Origin of the sequence: Microbacterium lacus, assembly GCF_002812805.1 — a bacterium.
In the GTDB taxonomy this organism is placed as follows: Bacteria; Actinomycetota; Actinomycetes; order Actinomycetales; family Microbacteriaceae; genus Microbacterium; species Microbacterium lacus_A.
The window spans coordinates 12,898-29,267 of the sequence record NZ_NMUM01000030.1; the positions used below are offsets into that span (position 1 = coordinate 12,898).

Sequence of the window (16,370 nt, forward strand, 5' to 3'; positions counted from 1 at the left end):
CGCACGCGTAGGACCAGCGACGACCGTATCCGAGTGAGGACGAACGTATGACTGCCCCCGCAGAGCCCGCCCCGTATACGGCCTCGATCCCGATCATGACGCAGGAGCCGTTCCCGGACACTCCGGGTAGCCCCGAACCGGAATGGTTCAAGACGGCGGTCTTCTACGAGGTGCTGGTGCGCTCGTTCAAGGACGGCGACGGCGACGGCACCGGCGACTTCCGCGGTCTGATCGACAAACTGGACTACCTCAAATGGCTCGGGGTCGACTGCCTGTGGGTTCCCCCCTTCTTCCCCTCACCCTTGCGCGACGACGGGTATGACGTCGCCGACTACACCGGGGTCCTGCCCGAGCTCGGCACCGTGTCGGACTTCCAAGAGTTCTTGAACGCTGCGCACGAGCGCGACATCCGCGTGATCATCGACTTCGTCATGAACCACACCAGCGACGAGCATCCGTGGTTCCAGGCGAGCCGCAACGATCCGGACGGCCTGTACGGCGACTTCTACGTGTGGAGCGACACAGACGAACTGTACGAGGACGCCCGCATCATCTTCGTCGACACCGAGCCGAGCAACTGGACCTGGGATCCGGTCCGCAAGCAGTACTTCTGGCACCGGTTCTTCTCGCACCAGCCCGACCTCAACTTCGACAACCCGAAGGTGCACGAGGCGATGATCGACGCCATGCGGTTCTGGCTCGACATGGGCTTGGACGGGTTCCGGCTGGATGCTGTCCCGTACCTCTACGAGCGGCCGGGCACGAACGGCGAGAACCTGCCCGAGACCCACGAGTTCTTGCGGAAGGTGCGCAAGATCGTCGACACCGAGTACCCGGGCCGCGTGCTGCTCGCCGAGGCGAATCAGTGGCCGGCCGACGTCGTCGACTACTTCGGTGACCCCGAGGTCGGCGGTGACGAGTGCCACATGTGTTTCCACTTCCCCGTGATGCCCCGCATCTTCATGGCGGTGCGTCGCGAATCGCGCTTCCCGATCAGCGAGATCCTCGCCGAGACACCCTCCATCCCCTCCGGCTGCCAGTGGGGCATCTTCCTGCGCAACCACGACGAGCTCACGCTCGAGATGGTGACGGACGAGGACCGGGATTACATGTGGAACGAGTACGCGCAAGATCCCCGGATGAAGGCCAACATCGGCATCCGTCGTCGTCTTGCTCCCCTCCTCGACAATGACATCGACCGGATCGAACTCTTTACCGCGCTGCTGCTCTCTCTTCCTGGATCGCCCGTGCTCTACTACGGCGACGAGATCGGCATGGGCGACAACATCTGGCTCGGCGACCGTGACGGTGTCCGCACGCCGATGCAGTGGACATCCGATCGCAACGCCGGGTTCTCGACGGCGAACCCGGGCAAGCTCGATCGCCCCATCGTCCAGGACCCCGTGTACGGCTACCTCGCGGTCAACGTCGAGGCGCAGCAGGAGGACCGCTCGTCGCTCCTGCACTGGACGCGCCAGATGATCCATGCACGAAAGAAGCACCCCGCGTTCGGGCTCGGCAGCTTCAACGACCTGGGCGGCTCGAACCCATCCGTGCTGTCGTACTCGCGTGAGCACACCAACGAAGACGGCTCGGTCGACGTGATCGTCTGCGTCAATAACCTGTCGCAGTTCCCCCAACCCGTCGAACTCGACATGCGCCGCTTCGAGGGGATGGTGCCCGTGGAGTTGATCGGCGGGGCGCCGTTCCCGCGCATCGGCGAGCTGCCTTACCTGTTGACCCTCGGCGGCCATGGGTTCTACTGGTTCCAACTGCACGAGCCGGCGACGGAGTCGGAGGAGGTGGGGTTGCTGTGAGCGACATCGATTACGCCCTGTTGGAGGGCTATCTCGTACGAACACGTTGGTTCGGCGGCAAGGGACGTCCCTTCGGGGTTTCGCAGGCGCGAGTGCTCGCTGAGCTCTCGGCACCCGAGCGGCCGAGCGTGACGGTCTACCTCGTCACGGTGGAGTATGCCGACGAGGTCGGCGGCACCGAGCTGTACCAGGTGCCGTTGGCCGGCTACGACGACATCGAAGATCGGATCGGCCACGCATACGTCGGCGCGGTCGAGATAGATGGGCACCAGCGGCACCTTTACGATGCCGTGCACGACCGCGACGCGATGGCGCTGTGGCTGGACGCGTTCGTGGCCGCCGAGGCGAGCGGCCAAGCCGACGCCGGCGGGCTCCGATTCCATCGACTTCCGGGCGGCGAGCCCCTCGATCCCGAGCTGCGCCCCTCGCCGATGACGGGCGAGCAGTCCAACTCGTCGGTCAGGTTTGACGAGACCGCGATGATGAAGATCTTCCGCAAGCTCAGCCCGGGTGTGAACCCCGACATCGAGATTCACGAGGAGCTCACACGGGGCGAGTCGGAGTACATCGCCGAGCTCTACGGGTGGATCGAGGCCACGGTCGACGGCGAGGTCATCCAGCTGGCCATGCTGCAGGAGTTCCTCCGCACCGCCACCGACGGGTTCGAGCTCGCGATGGCGAGCGTCCGAACGTTGTTGGCGGATCTCGAACAGGGAGCGGATGACTCGGGTGGCGATTTCGCGGGTGAGGCCGCGCGCCTGGGCGAAGCCCTCGCGAAGGTGCACGCCGTGCTGCGCGAGCGTTTCCCGTCCGGTCGGACCGGCCAGGAGGCGACCGCCGCTCTGGCCGCTGCCATGACGGAGCGTCTGGACCAGGCACTCCGGGTGGTCCCCGAGATCGAGCCACACGCCGACCGACTGCGCGCGGTCTACGCCGAGGTCGCGGCGCTCGACGGACTCGACGTGCAGCGCGTGCACGGCGACCTCCACCTCGGCCAGACGCTCCGTACGTCACGCGGCTGGCGCCTCGTGGACTTCGAGGGCGAACCGGGCCGACCCTTCGCGGAGCGGGCGCTACCCGATTCGCCGTGGCGGGACGTCGCCGGGATGCTGCGTTCGTTCGACTACGCGCCCGGTGTCGTCGAGATGTCGTTGGCCGGCACGAGCCGGATCATCGATGAGGACGAGTGGGCGCTGCGGGGCGAACGGGCGAGCGAGTGGTCCTCTCGGGCACGCGATCACTTCGTCGACGGATACGTCGCCGCTCTCCGTTCGTCGGAGGACGGCGACATTGCGAGCGACGATGGCGCGGAGACCACCCTGCCCGAGGACGAGGCCGGCGCGCACGAACGTCGCGTCCTGCTCGCGGCATACGTCGCCGACAAGGCCGTTTACGAGGTCGTCTACGAAAAGCGCAACCGCCCGGCCTGGGTGGGAATCCCGCTGGCCGCGCTCGCGCGGATCAACTGAACGTCGGAGATCCGGTGGGCGTCGGAGAGATCGCGCCCCGAGCATCCGACGTCGGCCGGATCTCCGACCGTCGACGGGACGCGGGGCGCCGGATCAGGCGGTGATGACCTGCGCGGTGCCGGGGGCCGCGCCCGGACCCATCTCATCCGCGAGACGATTCGCCTCTTCGATGAGCGTCGCGACGATCTCGGACTCGGGGACGGTCTTGATGACCTGCCCCTTCACGAAGATCTGTCCCTTGCCGTTACCGGATGCGACGCCCAGGTCGGCCTCGCGGGCCTCACCGGGCCCGTTGACGACGCAGCCCATGACCGCGACGCGCAGCGGCACCGTCATGTCCTTGAGTCCCTCGGTCACGTCGTCGGCGAGCGTGTAGACGTCGACCTGCGCGCGCCCGCACGACGGGCACGAGACGATCTCGAGCTTGCGCTCGCGCAGATTCAGCGACTGCAGGATCTGATGACCGACCTTGACCTCTTCGGCGGGCGGCGCTGAGAGCGAGACGCGGATGGTGTCTCCGATCCCCTCACCGAGCAGGATGCCGAATGCCGTCGCGGACTTGATCGTGCCCTGGAATGCGGGTCCCGCCTCGGTCACGCCGAGGTGCAGGGGCCAGTCACCCATCTCGGCCAGAAGACGGTACGCCTTGACCATCACGACGGGGTCGTTGTGCTTGACCGAGATCTTGAAGTCGTGGAAGTCGTGCTCTTCGAAGAGGGATGCTTCCCAACGCGCGCTCTCGGCGAGCGCCTCGGGTGTTGCCTTGCCGTACTTCTGCAGCAGACGAGGGTCGAGCGATCCGGCGTTCACGCCGATGCGGAGCGAAACTCCGGCTGCCTTCGCGGCGGCAGCGATCGAACCGACCTGGTCATCGAACTTCCGGATGTTGCCCGGGTTCACGCGCACAGCGGCACAGCCCGCGTCGATCGCTTGGAAGACATACTTCGGCTGGAAGTGGATATCGGCGATGACCGGGATCTGGCTCTTCTTCGCGATGATGTGCAGCACATCCGCGTCGTCCTGAGAGGGCACGGCCACGCGCACGATCTCGCAGCCGGATGCCGTGAGCTCGGCGATCTGCTGGAGCGTGGCGTTGATGTTGGTTGTCGGCGTCGTACACATCGACTGCACGCTGACCGGCGCATCGCCACCGACGAGCACCTTGCCGACGCGGATCTGTCGACTCTTCCGACGAGGTGCGAGAACATCCGGCACCTTCGGCATCCCGAGATTTACTGCTGGCACGGACCCAGCCTACGCGGGTACCACGGGGGCAAGGCCCGCTCCCAGCTCACTCGGAGAGGCGCTTCATCTCGCTTTGGATCTGGCCCTCGCTCGGACCGCTTGCCCCGGCACCGAATGCACGGATGCCGGTGGCCACAACGCCGATCGCGATTCCGGCGATCGGCCAGATCGGCCAGAATCCCTCGAACCCGCCGGACATACCGCCCGAGAACGCCCAGATCAGGACGAAGAGAAGGCTCAGTACCACCCAGGTGATGAGTGCCTGCCAGAAGTGGTTCTTTGCTTTCAGGCTGCTGATGGCACGCCCGCGAAGATCGTCGCTCATGGCGACAGCATAGGGGTGGCCACTGCTCGGCGTCAGTCCCGAGGCACCGGTAGGCGCGTGCTATCGTGACGGCATGTCCGCGAACCGTTCCTGGTGGCCCGCCTCCTAGGCGGTGTGTTCGCGTTTCCACGAATCCAGACCGCCCGCCGTGGCGGTCTTTTCGTTGAGTGACCGCCCCGCCGGGCCGAGCCGAAGGACCCACGATGACCGGCCATCGCCCCCCCAGTGATGCGGATGGCAGCGAGCTGCTGCAGCGCCTGCGCGACTCCGCGGAGGATCGTCCCCTCATCCTGATCGCGCGTGATGGCGCCGATGTCGAGATCTTCACGGGGACCGTCGTGGATGTCGAGCTGCTTGCCGATATCCCGCTGGTCGACGCGCAGGGATCCCCGCAGGAGGTCCTCGCGTTGGTTCCGTACCGTCAGGTGCGGGAGCGCGGGTTCGAATGCCACGACGATGGAGCACCGCTTCGTTGCATCATCGTCACCGAGCGCGGCACCCTGTCTCGAGACGAAGCGATGCGCGTCCTGCCGACCGCACCCGTGCCGCTGCATGACACCGGGTTCAACGTCTCCGACGAGGATTACGCCGAGATCGTGCGCGACGTCATCGCCGACGAGATCGGACGCGGTGAGGGAGCGAATTTCGTCATCCGCCGCGACTTCACCGCCCGCGTAGACGCCGATCCGCGCGAGACCGCGCTGACCTGGTTCCGCGCGCTGCTCGAGCACGAACGCGGGGCGTACTGGACCTTCGCGATCGTCACGCCGGGCCACGTCGCGGTGGGCGCAAGTCCCGAGGCGCACGTCAGCGCCAGCGGCGGCGTCGTCACGATGAACCCCATCTCGGGCACGTTCCGTCACCCCGCTGGCGGCTCGACGCCCGAAGCCCTCACCGCGTTCCTCGAGAACACGAAAGAGACCGAAGAGCTCTTCATGGTCGTCGACGAAGAGCTGAAGATGATGAGTGCCGTCTGCTCGGATGGCGGGCGCATCACGGGTCCGCATTTGAAAGAGATGTCGCGACTGACGCACACCGAGTACATGCTGCGCGGCCGCAGCACGCTCGATCCTCGGGACATCTTGCGCGAGACGATGTTCGCTCCGACCGTCACGGGCTCTCCGATGCAGAATGCGTGCACGGTGATCCGCCGGCACGAGACGACCGCCCGGGGCTATTACTCCGGTGTGGCCGCCCTTTTTACCCCGAATGGGGACGCGCACGACCTGGATGCGCCGATCCTCATCCGCACGGCGTACCTCGTCGAGGGGCGCCTGCGGGTGCCCGTCGGCGCGACGCTCGTGCGCCACTCGGACCCGGATGGCGAGGTCGGCGAAACGCACGGCAAGGCCGCGGGTCTGCTCGGTGCGATCGGCGCGGTTCCGCGCGAAAGTGCGCCCGCACCCGTCGCGGATCCGGATGCGCCGACCACGCCGCGCGCGCCTCTCGCGGAGGACCCGGCGATCGCGACGCTGCTCGCCTCACGCAACTCCCGTCTGGCGCCCTTCTGGTTGAATCCGCAGGATGCCGACGCCCCGGGCCCGTTCCTCGGGCGTTCTGCTCTCGTAGTCGACGCCGAGGACCGATTCACGACGATGCTGGCGCACCAACTCCGCCACCTCGGGCTGACCGTGCGCATCGCGCACTGGTCCGAGGTGACGGATGCCGAGGCATCCGATGCAGAGTTGCTGATCGCCGGTCCAGGACCGGGCGACCCGCTCGACGACAGCCCGCGGATGCGCCGCATGCGCGGGATCGTGTCGGCGCGGCTGGCGTCTGGGCGCCCGCTGCTCGCCGTGTGCCTCAGTCACCAGATTCTGGCGAACACGCTGGGAATGACCCTGGCGCCGCTGGCGCGCCCGCACCAGGGCCTGCAGCTGAGCGTCGACGTGTTCGGCAAACGCCCGTCGATCGGGTTCTACAACACGTTCACGGTCAGCGTCGAGCCCGGAACGACGCGGGTCGGTCATACCGAGATCGCGGCGGACCCGGTATCCGGCGACGTCTATGCGATGCGCGGACCCGGATATGCGTCGGTGCAGGGGCATCTGGAATCGATCCTGTCGCGCGACGGCATCGAAACGCTCGAGCGCTTGATCGCACAGGCCTTCGCCCCGGTCAACGCCTGACCCGACCGGTCACAACCCATCAGTTGAACAGCTGGATCGGATTGAACACGTCGGCCAGCAGCAGCAGCGCGCCCATTCCGATCAGCAGAATCACGACGACGAACGTGACGGGCACGAGTTTGGTCGCATCGACCGGCTTCGGCGGCGGGCGACGGAACAGGCGCGCCCACGCCTTCTTCACACCCTCCCACAACGCGACGACGATGTGACCGCCGTCGAGCGGTAGCAGCGGCACCAGGTTGAAAACGAACAGCGCGATGTTGAGCGAGCCCAGCAGCCCGAGTAGCACGGAGATCCGGCTGAGGATCGGCGCATCCGTCGAAGCGACCTCGCCCGCGATCAGGCCAACGCCCACCACGCTCATCGGGCCGTTCGGGTCACGCTCGCCGCCGGTGAACAGTGCAACGCCCGTCTCGTACAACTTCACCGGCAACTGCGCGACGATGCCGACCACGGCACCGACGTTCTCGACCGCGGCTTGCGGGCCGGTCCAGATCGGCTGACTCTGCAGTTCGTTCGCCGGGGTGATGCCGACGAAGCCGACATCCTGGGTCTCCGCCACGCCGTTCGCGTCGACGACCGGCTGCCCGGCGTCGTCGTAGACGGGGCGCTCGGCGAGCAGGGGCGTGACCGCGAGGGTCTGTTGTGCACCGTCCCGCTCGATCTCGAAGTTCAGGCGTGTGCCGGGGTTTTCTCGAATGATGGCGGATGCCTCGTCGAACGTCGCGACGGGTGTTCCATCGATCGACAGGATGCGGTCGCCGGGAAGGATGCCGGCTGCCGCCGCGGGGCTCGCGGGGTCGTCCGGGCCGCACTCGGTCTGTTCGGATCCGGCCGCGACGACGCACTCGCTCACGGCGGCGACGGAGGTGGAGGCGCTCTGCACCCCGATGCCGCTGAATACCAGCATGAAGAGCAGGATGGCGAGCAACAGGTTCATGGCAGGGCCACCGAGCATGATGATGATGCGCTTGTAGACCGGCAGACGATAGAAGGTCCGCGTGTCGGCGGTGCCGATCATCGTCTCTTCGTTGGCTACGCGCGCGTCCTGGATCATCGCCGCGAACATTCCCGCCGCACGGCCCTGGCGCGGCTGCGCTCCCGCTCCGTCGGCGTCCGGAGCGCCCACTCGCGCGACCTCGGCCTCACGTTCGGCGGGCGTCGGGGGGTACATGCCCGACATCGAGATGTACCCGCCGATCGGAAGAGCCTTGACGCCGTACTCGGTCTCGCCGAACTTTCGCGACCACAGAGTGGGGCCGAGCCCGATCATGTATCGACCGACGCGCACACCGAAGAGCTTGGCGGGCACCAGGTGCCCGACCTCATGCAACGCGATGGAGATCGCCAGGCCGACGACGATGACGAGCAAGCCAATGGCGAAAGTCAGCACGGTCACGGGCCCACGCTACCGCCGGTTGCTTGGAGCGCGCCCCGAGGGTCGTTTGCGTGAGGCCGGAGGGGCGGGAGGACGCGGCTAAAGTTGACGGGGAGCACAGCGAAACGAGCGGATGGGGGCCGGCATGCGCACACGTCAACTGCGCGCGCTCCGCGGCTCGGCCGCAGCCACGATCGCCGTTCTCTTCGCTGCGGTCTCGCACACGATCGGCGGCGGCTCCGCGCCGAGCGTCGCGATCCTGCTCGGGGTGTCTGCGCTCGCCTGGCCGGTCACAACGGCGCTCGTCGGTCGGGGGCTCCGTCCCCTCGGGCTCGCGTCGGCCGTGATCATCACACAGGTGGCTCTTCACATCGTCTTCGCACTGACCTCGGGCCCCGGTGCGTCCGCGGGCTCACTGACCCAGAGCCTTGCCACGCACCAGCACGGTCACGTCGTCATGGACTCCGCGGGAGCTGTCGCTCAGATCGTTCTGCCCTCGCCAGCGATGCTCGCCGCGCACGCGCTCGCTGCCGTCGCGTCCTTCCTGGCACTGTTCGCCGGCGAACGGATGCTTCGGGCCATCGCGGCATGGACCCTCCGTCTCCTCGCGCGTGCCGCCGTCGCCGCGCGCGGCTCCACCTCGGTTCCGCGTGCGAGCTTCGTGGTCGCACCGGCACCTCTCTTCCGATTCGGTCGGGGCGCTGTTCGCCGCCGCGGGCCACCTCTGCAGTGGGGCGACGCACTCGTCGCATGATCCGCCGGGCAATCCGCTCGCGCGTTCCCCACGAATCCGTTGCAGCGGCTCATCGCCGCGCGGCGTCCACAGAGAGAACTTCGAACATGAACAGCACGACCCCTGCACCCACCCGTTCCACCCGCCGCCGCTTCGGCGCCCGGGCCGCGGCCGCAGTCCTCGCCTCGGCGGCGCTCGTCGTCGCGGCTCCCCTGGCCGCTCAGGCACACGTCACCGCGACGCCGGATGCCGCGACAGCCGGCGGCTACGGCACCCTGACCTTCGCCTTCAGCCACGGCTGCGACGGTTCGCCGACGACCGCACTCGAGATCACGATCCCCGAGGGGATGTCGTCGGTTTCGCCGACGATCGCCCCGGGATGGGATATCGATGTGCAGCGTGACGGCGAGGACGGGCCCGTCTCGCTCGTCACCTACACGGCGCAGCAGCCCGTCGAGGACGGACTCCGCGCGACCGTCGTCCTCGGCGTGCAGTACGCCGAAGACACGGCGGGCGAAACGCTCGCGTTCCCGGTGAATCAGGTGTGCGAGGTGGGCAACACCGACTGGGCCGAGATCGCCGAGGACGGTGTCGACCCGCACTCCCTCGACGCTCCCGCGCCCACGGTGACCGTCGGCGAGGCGACCTCGGACGAGCACGGTTCGGATCACTCGGACGCGGAGCACTCCGACTCCGACGCAGAGGACATGACCGACGCGTCCGCGACCGCCTCGACGGAGGCATCCGCTCTGCCGATCGTGCTGGGTGGTGCCGGACTGCTGCTCGGTGCGGGCGCGCTCGTCGTCGCCCTGCTCGCGTTCCGTCGCACCCGCAGCTGACGTACGATCCCGGATGCCTCGGCCCGGTCGTCCCTCGCGGGCGACCGGGCCGAGGTGCTCCCTCCGAGGCATCCGTCCACTCGTCTGATTAGATGGAGGCGCCATGACGACACCCGCCTCTGAATCATCGTCTGACTCGACCCCGGGTGCGTCGCGGCTTCCGCCGGTGCTCCGGCCCGAGCGGCCGCCCGTGCGCTCGTTGCAGGCACTCGCCGACCGGTACGCGACGGCCGTGCACGGTGACATCGCCGACGCGACGGTCTCGGGCATCACGCTGGCCACCGCCGATCTGCGCCCGGGCGAGGCTTTCGTTGCGATCCGGGGCGTCAACCGGCACGGCGCCGAGTTCGCGACGCAGGTTGCCGAAAAGGGCGCCGTCGCCGTGATCACGGATGCCGCGGGCGCTGAGATTGCGGCCGGCGCCGGCCTGCCCATCATCGTCGTCGACGATCCGCGCGCGATGCTCGGAGATCTGTCGGCCTGGGTCTACGGCACCGGCCCGGGCGATGAGCTGCCGATCCTGCTCGGCACGACCGGCACGAACGGCAAGACCAGCACGTCACACCTTCTCGCCGGCATCCTCGAACAGCTCGGGGTGGTCGTCGGGCTCAGTTCCACCGCCGAGCGGCACATCGCCGGAGAGGTCATCGTCTCGCGGCTCACCACACCCGAGGCATCCGAATTCCACGCCCTCCTCGCCCTGATGCGCGAGCGTGGCGTCGAGGCGGTCGCGGTCGAGGTGAGCGCTCAGGCGCTGAGCCGTCACCGCGTCGACGGGCTCGTCTTCGACGTCGCGGCGTTCACGAACCTCACCCACGATCACCTCGACGACTACCCCGACATGCGGGCGTATCTCGAGGCGAAGTTGCCCCTGTTCCAGCCCGATCGCGCCCGCCGCGGTGTGGTCTCACTCGACTCGGCCGCGGGCGCCGAGTTCGTCGCGAGCTCGGGCATTCCGGTCGTCACGATCGGCACGCCCGCGATCGCCGCCGATCCCGAGTCCGCCGCGGCCGCCGACTGGACGGTCACGATCCACGACGAAACGCAGGCCGGCACACGGTTCACGCTGTCCGGCCCCGACGGCGAGCTGACCACCGTCGTCCCCGTCATCGGCCCACACATGGCCGCGAACGCAGGCCTCGCGATCGTCATGCTGCGCGAGGCCGAATATTCGTGGGAGCGGATCGTCCAGGCTCTGGAGCGCGACGGCACGATCCATGCGTACCTACCCGGCCGCACGGAACGTGTCTCGGGTGATCGCGGACCCGCGGTGTTCGTCGACTTCGGACACTCCCCCGACGCCTTCGAAAAGACCCTCGCCGCGGTGCGCCGCGTCACGCCGGGCCGGGTGCTGATGCTCTTCGGCGCGGATGGCGATCGCGATGCCACCAAACGCCACGACATGGGGCGGACGGCGGTGCAGGGCAGCGACATCCTCGTCGTCACCGACCACCACCCGCGCTTCGAGGACCCGGATTCGATCCGCGCGACCCTGATCGAGGGAGCGCGACGCGCGCGGCCCGATGCCGAGATCCACGAGTACTCGCCGCCCGAGCTTGCTATCGAGGCGGCCGTCGATATGGTCGGCGAGGGCGATGCGATTCTCTGGGCGGGCCCGGGGCATCAGGACTATCGCGACATCCGCGGTGTGCGCACACCGTACTCGGCGCGCGAGCTCGCGAGGCGGGCGCTCAAGGCGCGCGGTTGGCCGGTGCCGGAGCCGCACTGGCCGGTCCCCTACCCCGACTGACACGCACACACGTTTCGACCCGTCGCTGAGCTCCTCGCTCAACGAGCGACGACACCGAAACGACTGCCTCAGGATGCAGCGGCGATCGCGGCATCCGCGGTACGGCGAGCCCAGGCCTCGGCGTCGGCGAGGCTCTCTCGGGTGAGGGCATCCGGCGCCTCGTGCGCGTCCACGACGCGCGCCACGGTGTCGACGATGCCGGTGAACCCGAGGCGCCCCTCGTGGAACGCATCCACAGCCTGCTCGTTCGCCGCGTTGTAGACCGCGGGGTAGGTGCCGCCGGCACGACCGACCCGTTTGGCGAGCGCGACCGCGGGAAAGGCCTTCTCGTCGAGAGGCTCGAATGTCCAGGACGTCGCCGTGGTCCAATCGAGCGGGCGCCCGACGCCGCCCACGCGGTCCGGCCAATCCAGCCCCAGCGCGATGGGCAGCCGCATGTCGGGCGGCGACGCCTGCGCCAACGTCGAGCCGTCCACGAACTCGACCATCGAGTGCACGATCGACTGCGGGTGCACGACGACGTCGATCTCGTCGTACGGGACATCGAACAGCAGGTGGGCTTCGATGACTTCCAGCCCTTTGTTGACGAGGGTGGCCGAGTTCGTCGTGACCATCCGGCCCATGTCCCACGTCGGGTGCGCGAGCGCCTGAGAGGGCGTCACGGCCTCGAGCTGGGCGCGGGAGCGCCCGCGGAACGGACCGCCGGATGCCGTGAGTACGAGACGCCGCACCTCGTGCGCTGCCCCACCGCGCAGACACTGGGCGATCGCGGAATGCTCCGAATCCACGGGCACGATCTGGCCGGGCGCCGCGATTCGCGACACGAGGTCTCCCCCGACGATCAGGGACTCCTTGTTCGCGAGCGCGAGCGTGCGGCCGCACTCCAGCGCTGCGAGCGTGGGCCCGAGGCCCACCGAGCCCGTGATCCCGTTGAGCACGACATCCGTCTCGACATCGCGCACCAGCGCCTCGGCCTCATCCGCTCCCAGCGCGGTGTGCTCCACCCCGAACTCGGCGGCCTGGGCCTCCATCGTCGCGCGATCTGTACCTGCGGCAAGTCCGACGACCTCGAAGCGTCCCGGGTTGGCGCGCACGACGTCAAGCGCCTGCGTGCCGATCGAGCCGGTGGATCCGAGGATGATGATGCGGCGCATCCGGTCAGCCTACCGAGCGGGCACAGCAGGTCACTTCGACAAGCTCAGCGACCGTAAGCCCATTCGACAGGCCCGCCGACCGCGCCCGGGGGCTCAGCCCGCGGCGCGCTGCGTGGCGAGGATGTCGACGACGAAGACCAGGGTCTCGTTCTGGAGCTCGTTGCCCTCGACGGCGCCGTAGCCGAACTCGGGCGGGATCACGACGAGAACCTGCGAGCCGACCGTCTGGCCCTCGAGCGCCTGACGGAACCCGTCGACGACTCCGGTGGTCGTGAAGCTTGCGGGCGCGCCGCTCTCCCAGCTGGAGTCGAAGACCGTGCCATCCGACCACTTCACGCCGGTGTACTGCACCAGGACGGTGTCGCCCGAGTTCACGGTGGCACCATCGCCCTGCTTCAGCACCTCGACGTCGACCGTCGTGGGCGCATCGCCACCCGGGAGGGTGATCGTCGGTGCGCCGTCCTCGGCGAGTTCGACGGTCGGGAATCCATCCACGGGCGCCTGCTCGGCACCCCACGCGGCGAGGGGCGTCACGCCGAGCACATCGACGACGTACACCTCAGCGCTCAGTGTCTCACCGGTGGTCGAGTCCTCGCTCGCCGGGAAAGTCAGCACGATGCGTGAGCCGATGTTCGCGCATCCCATGATCTGCCCGAAATTGGAGTCGCTCGTGACGGCGGCGGGCAGAATCTCGCCCTCGACGTATCCGACGTCGCCGAGACGCTCGCCGGTGTCGGCCGAGAATGCGCTCAGCGCGTACTCGACGTAGTCGCCCTCTTCGAGCGGGTCGCCGTCGCCCTCGGTGATGACCGTACGCTCCAATTCGGGAACGTCGAGTCCCGTCGTGAAGGTCGCGGTCGATACCGCGCCGGCATCGCCTTCCACCGTTACGGACTCGGACGCATCTCCGGAAGGCGCGGCGACGTCGCACAGCGATCCCGTGCCGGAGGCAGAGGCGTCGGGCGTTCCCGAGCCGGAGCAACCCGCCAGGACGATGGCGGACAGGGCGAGCGCCGACAGGGCGGCGAGCGGGCGAATGCGCACGGATAAACCTCGATGCTGTTCGGGGAAAGACCTCCATCCTGACGGAGGTTTCTTTGACTCACCTGAACGCCCGCACGCGCGGCGCCCGCATTCCCTGGCGTGCATGCTTCGCACGATAACCTCGGGCAATGACCGCGGCAGAACCGGAGCCCACAGGCGCGCCCGAAACTCCCGAACTCGCGCATAGCGAACCCGGGATGGGCTGGACCTACCGATTGGGCCGTACGTTCGTCGCTCCGCTCGCGCGAACGGTCTACCGTCCGATCATCGAGGGCCGCGAGTACGTTCCTCGCGAGGGCGCCGTGATTCTCGCGAGCAACCACCTGTCTTTCATCGACTCGGTCGCCATCCCCGTTGCGGCACCCCGACCCGTGCACTTCCTGGCGAAGTCGTCGTACTTCGAGGGCGCCGGGATGTCCGGATGGTTCCGGCGTGAGTTCTTCTTCGCGATCGGAGCCGTTCCCGTCCAGCGTGGAGCCGGTCAAGCTGCGCTGGATGCCCTCGACCAGCAGCGGGCTCTTCTCGATTCCGGCCGCGCGGTGGCTCTCTATCCCGAGGGCACCCGGTCGCTCGATGGTCGCCTCTACCGCGGTCGGACGGGCGCTGCGTTCCTCGCATTGCAGACCGGCGCCCCCGTCGTGCCTGTGGGACTCATCGGCACGGCCGAGGTCATGCCCGTCGGTGCACGGATGCCGTCGCTCCGCCAGCGGGTGACGGTCCGCTTCGGCGCACCGCTCGATCTCTCCCACCACGGAGCGCCCGAGTCGGGGCGTGCTCGCCGGGGCGCGACGGACGAGATCATGGCGGCAATTCATGCGCTCACGGGTCAGGAACTCGCCGGAACATACAACGAGGCGCCCGCCCAGGGCGCCGTCGAGAAGATCAAGCGCGTTCTTCCGCACGAGCGGCTCTGACCCGCCAGCCCGGCACGACGCCGGTTGGATCGCGCAGCGTCAGTCCGCGGCGCTGATGCTCGCCTCGTGGCGCACCGGGAAGTTGACGGAGTTCGCAATGAAACACCACTCGTTCGCGAGCGTGTGCGCCCGATGCGCCTCTTCCAGCATCGAGGCATCCGCGACCACGACCCGCGGCCGCAAAAGCACCTCGGTGAAGGCGCCTCCCCCGCGCCCGTCGAGTGCCATCGTTCCCTCCGCCTCGTCGGAGTAGTCGAGCACGATCACTCCGAGCGTGACGCACGCGTGCAGGTAGCTCAGCAGGTGACACTCCGACAGAGCAGCAACGAGAAGGTCTTCGGGATTCCACTTGGTGGGGTCCCCCCGGAACGGACGATCCGCGGATGCCTCGAGCCCGAGTTTTCCGGCGATCTCGATCGTCACCGACCGGTCGTAGTCGCGGTAGCCACTGGTGCCCGTCCCGCGATCGCCGGTCCAGGTCGTTGACACGCGATAGCGGTGTTCGCCGTTCATACGGGAAGTGTCGCACGCCTCGCCCAGCACGGGCTCGCGATTAGGCTGACCTGGTGTCAAGATCCCTCACCGTTCCGGGCGCCGTCGAACTCGCCACCGTCGATCGCGGCGGCTTCGTCGAATCTCGGCACAGTGGCGTCGCGGTCGTACTCTCGCCCGACGGCACGATCCGTGCCTCCTTCGGCGATGGGGAGGCGGCGCTCCTGCCCCGCTCGAGCCTCAAGCCGCTGCAGGCCGTCGGGATGCTCACGGCGGGCGTCGAACTCGAGGGCGAGCGGCTCGGCCTCGCCACCGCCAGTCACACCGGCACCGATCGCCATGTCGGCGTCGTCCGCGCCATCCTCGAACAGGCCGGATTGACCGAGGATGCCCTGGGCTGTCCGGCCGCGCGCGCGTCGGATGCCGAAACCCGCGACCGCCAGATTCGTGACCTCGATCCCGCGGCCCCCGTCCGGATGAACTGCTCGGGAAAGCACGCCGGAATGCTGCTCACGTGTGTCACGAACGACTGGGACACGGCAGGCTACCTCGACGTCGACCATCCGTTGCAGCGTCATCTGCGCGACACGATCGAACGCCTCACGGGCGAGAAGGTCCAGGCGAGCGTCGTCGACGGATGCGGGGCGCCGATTCATGCGGTAACCCTCAGCGGCCTCGCACGCGGCATTCACCGGATGGGCACCGCATCCGAGCGTTCTCCCTTCGCCCTACACCGTCACGCCGCGGCCGTCGTGCGCGCCGTTCGCGAGAACCCGTGGACGATCGCCGGCCCCGACCAGCCCGACACGCTCATCGCCGAGCGCTTGGGGGTGTTCGCGAAGCTCGGCGCCGAGGGCGTTCAGGTCGCGGTCGCGCCCGATGGCACGACGGTGGCTCTGAAGATGCTCGACGGAGGCCAGCGCGCGGCACCCATCGTCGCCCTCACCCTGCTTCAGACGGCTGGCGCTCTGAGCGCGGCCGATGTCACCCTCGTCGCGAACGATCTGCACCTCGACATCCGCGGCGGTTCCGAGATCGTCGGCCGCATCCGCCCCACCGTCGGCGTCTCGTGACGGACGCA

Annotated in this window: 14 protein-coding genes; 8 read left to right on the forward strand and 6 right to left on the reverse strand. The window is 68.3% G+C overall.

The genetic code is table 11. The annotated features are described in order from the left end of the window. Nucleotides 1-95 precede the first annotated feature (95 nt). Together treS and CGU34_RS10090 are read left to right on the forward strand one after the other, a co-directional pair. The gene (treS, locus tag CGU34_RS10085; protein ID WP_232711661.1) at nucleotides 96-1,817 is read left to right on the forward strand and encodes a maltose alpha-D-glucosyltransferase; all 1,722 of its coding nucleotides are present in this window, start codon (nucleotides 96-98) and stop codon (nucleotides 1,815-1,817) included. Beyond that, on the forward strand, nucleotides 1,814-3,286 hold the full coding sequence (locus tag CGU34_RS10090; RefSeq protein ID WP_198517748.1) for a maltokinase N-terminal cap-like domain-containing protein: 1,473 nt from the start codon (nucleotides 1,814-1,816) through the stop codon (nucleotides 3,284-3,286). The genes treS and CGU34_RS10090 overlap by 4 nt, the downstream gene beginning before the upstream one ends. A gap of 93 nt (nucleotides 3,287-3,379) precedes the next feature. Here the strand turns inward: CGU34_RS10090 and ispG are convergent, their stop codons facing one another. Together ispG and CGU34_RS10100 are read right to left on the reverse strand one after the other, a co-directional pair. Beyond that, nucleotides 3,380-4,510, reverse strand: a complete 1,131-nt coding sequence (gene ispG, locus CGU34_RS10095; RefSeq protein WP_100814030.1) for a flavodoxin-dependent (E)-4-hydroxy-3-methylbut-2-enyl-diphosphate synthase — start codon at nucleotides 4,508-4,510, stop codon at nucleotides 3,380-3,382. Between the two features lie 67 nt (nucleotides 4,511-4,577). Next, the gene (locus CGU34_RS10100; RefSeq protein ID WP_100814031.1) at nucleotides 4,578-4,856 is read right to left on the reverse strand and encodes a 2TM domain-containing protein; all 279 of its coding nucleotides are present in this window, start codon (nucleotides 4,854-4,856) and stop codon (nucleotides 4,578-4,580) included. A 203-nt stretch (nucleotides 4,857-5,059) separates the two neighbouring features. Here CGU34_RS10100 and CGU34_RS10105 point away from each other — a divergent pair, with 203 nt between their 5' ends. Continuing rightward, the gene (locus CGU34_RS10105; RefSeq protein WP_100814032.1) at nucleotides 5,060-6,985 is read left to right on the forward strand and encodes a chorismate-binding protein; all 1,926 of its coding nucleotides are present in this window, start codon (nucleotides 5,060-5,062) and stop codon (nucleotides 6,983-6,985) included. Nucleotides 6,986-7,004: 19 nt separating this feature from the next. Here CGU34_RS10105 and CGU34_RS10110 read toward each other — a convergent pair whose 3' ends face one another. Continuing rightward, nucleotides 7,005-8,384, reverse strand: a complete 1,380-nt coding sequence (locus CGU34_RS10110) for a M50 family metallopeptidase (RefSeq protein ID WP_100814033.1) — start codon at nucleotides 8,382-8,384, stop codon at nucleotides 7,005-7,007. Between the two features lie 124 nt (nucleotides 8,385-8,508). Between CGU34_RS10110 and CGU34_RS10115 the strand changes: the two genes are divergently transcribed. The 3 genes from CGU34_RS10115 (at nucleotide 8,509) to CGU34_RS10125 (ending at nucleotide 11,685) form a co-directional block, all read left to right on the forward strand. Further along, nucleotides 8,509-9,117, forward strand: coding sequence for a hypothetical protein (locus CGU34_RS10115; protein ID WP_144237953.1), 609 nt, complete (start codon nucleotides 8,509-8,511; stop codon nucleotides 9,115-9,117). Nucleotides 9,118-9,203: 86 nt separating this feature from the next. Then, complete coding sequence (locus CGU34_RS10120) at nucleotides 9,204-9,935, forward strand: YcnI family protein (RefSeq protein ID WP_100814034.1); 732 nt, start codon at nucleotides 9,204-9,206, stop codon at nucleotides 9,933-9,935. Nucleotides 9,936-10,038: 103 nt separating this feature from the next. Next, nucleotides 10,039-11,685, forward strand: a complete 1,647-nt coding sequence (locus CGU34_RS10125) for a Mur ligase family protein (RefSeq protein ID WP_198517749.1) — start codon at nucleotides 10,039-10,041, stop codon at nucleotides 11,683-11,685. A 68-nt stretch (nucleotides 11,686-11,753) separates the two neighbouring features. Here the strand turns inward: CGU34_RS10125 and dxr are convergent, their stop codons facing one another. Together dxr and CGU34_RS10135 are read right to left on the reverse strand one after the other, a co-directional pair. After that, nucleotides 11,754-12,839, reverse strand: a complete 1,086-nt coding sequence (gene dxr, locus CGU34_RS10130; protein WP_100814035.1) for a 1-deoxy-D-xylulose-5-phosphate reductoisomerase — start codon at nucleotides 12,837-12,839, stop codon at nucleotides 11,754-11,756. Nucleotides 12,840-12,932: 93 nt separating this feature from the next. Next, nucleotides 12,933-13,883 (reverse strand): FKBP-type peptidyl-prolyl cis-trans isomerase, encoded by a 951-nt coding sequence (locus CGU34_RS10135; protein ID WP_100814036.1) that lies wholly within the window; start codon nucleotides 13,881-13,883, stop codon nucleotides 12,933-12,935. A gap of 128 nt (nucleotides 13,884-14,011) precedes the next feature. On the opposite strand from CGU34_RS10135, the gene CGU34_RS10140 reads away from it, so the two are divergent. Then, on the forward strand, nucleotides 14,012-14,797 hold the full coding sequence (locus tag CGU34_RS10140) for a lysophospholipid acyltransferase family protein (RefSeq protein ID WP_100814037.1): 786 nt from the start codon (nucleotides 14,012-14,014) through the stop codon (nucleotides 14,795-14,797). Nucleotides 14,798-14,836: 39 nt separating this feature from the next. On the opposite strand, the gene CGU34_RS10145 is transcribed toward CGU34_RS10140, so the two are convergent. Beyond that, nucleotides 14,837-15,310, reverse strand: a complete 474-nt coding sequence (locus CGU34_RS10145) for an OsmC family protein (RefSeq protein WP_036294882.1) — start codon at nucleotides 15,308-15,310, stop codon at nucleotides 14,837-14,839. 53 nt (nucleotides 15,311-15,363) lie between these two features. Between CGU34_RS10145 and CGU34_RS10150 the strand changes: the two genes are divergently transcribed. Then, the gene (locus CGU34_RS10150; protein ID WP_100814038.1) at nucleotides 15,364-16,362 is read left to right on the forward strand and encodes an asparaginase; all 999 of its coding nucleotides are present in this window, start codon (nucleotides 15,364-15,366) and stop codon (nucleotides 16,360-16,362) included. The last annotated feature ends 8 nt before the right edge of the window (nucleotides 16,363-16,370 follow it).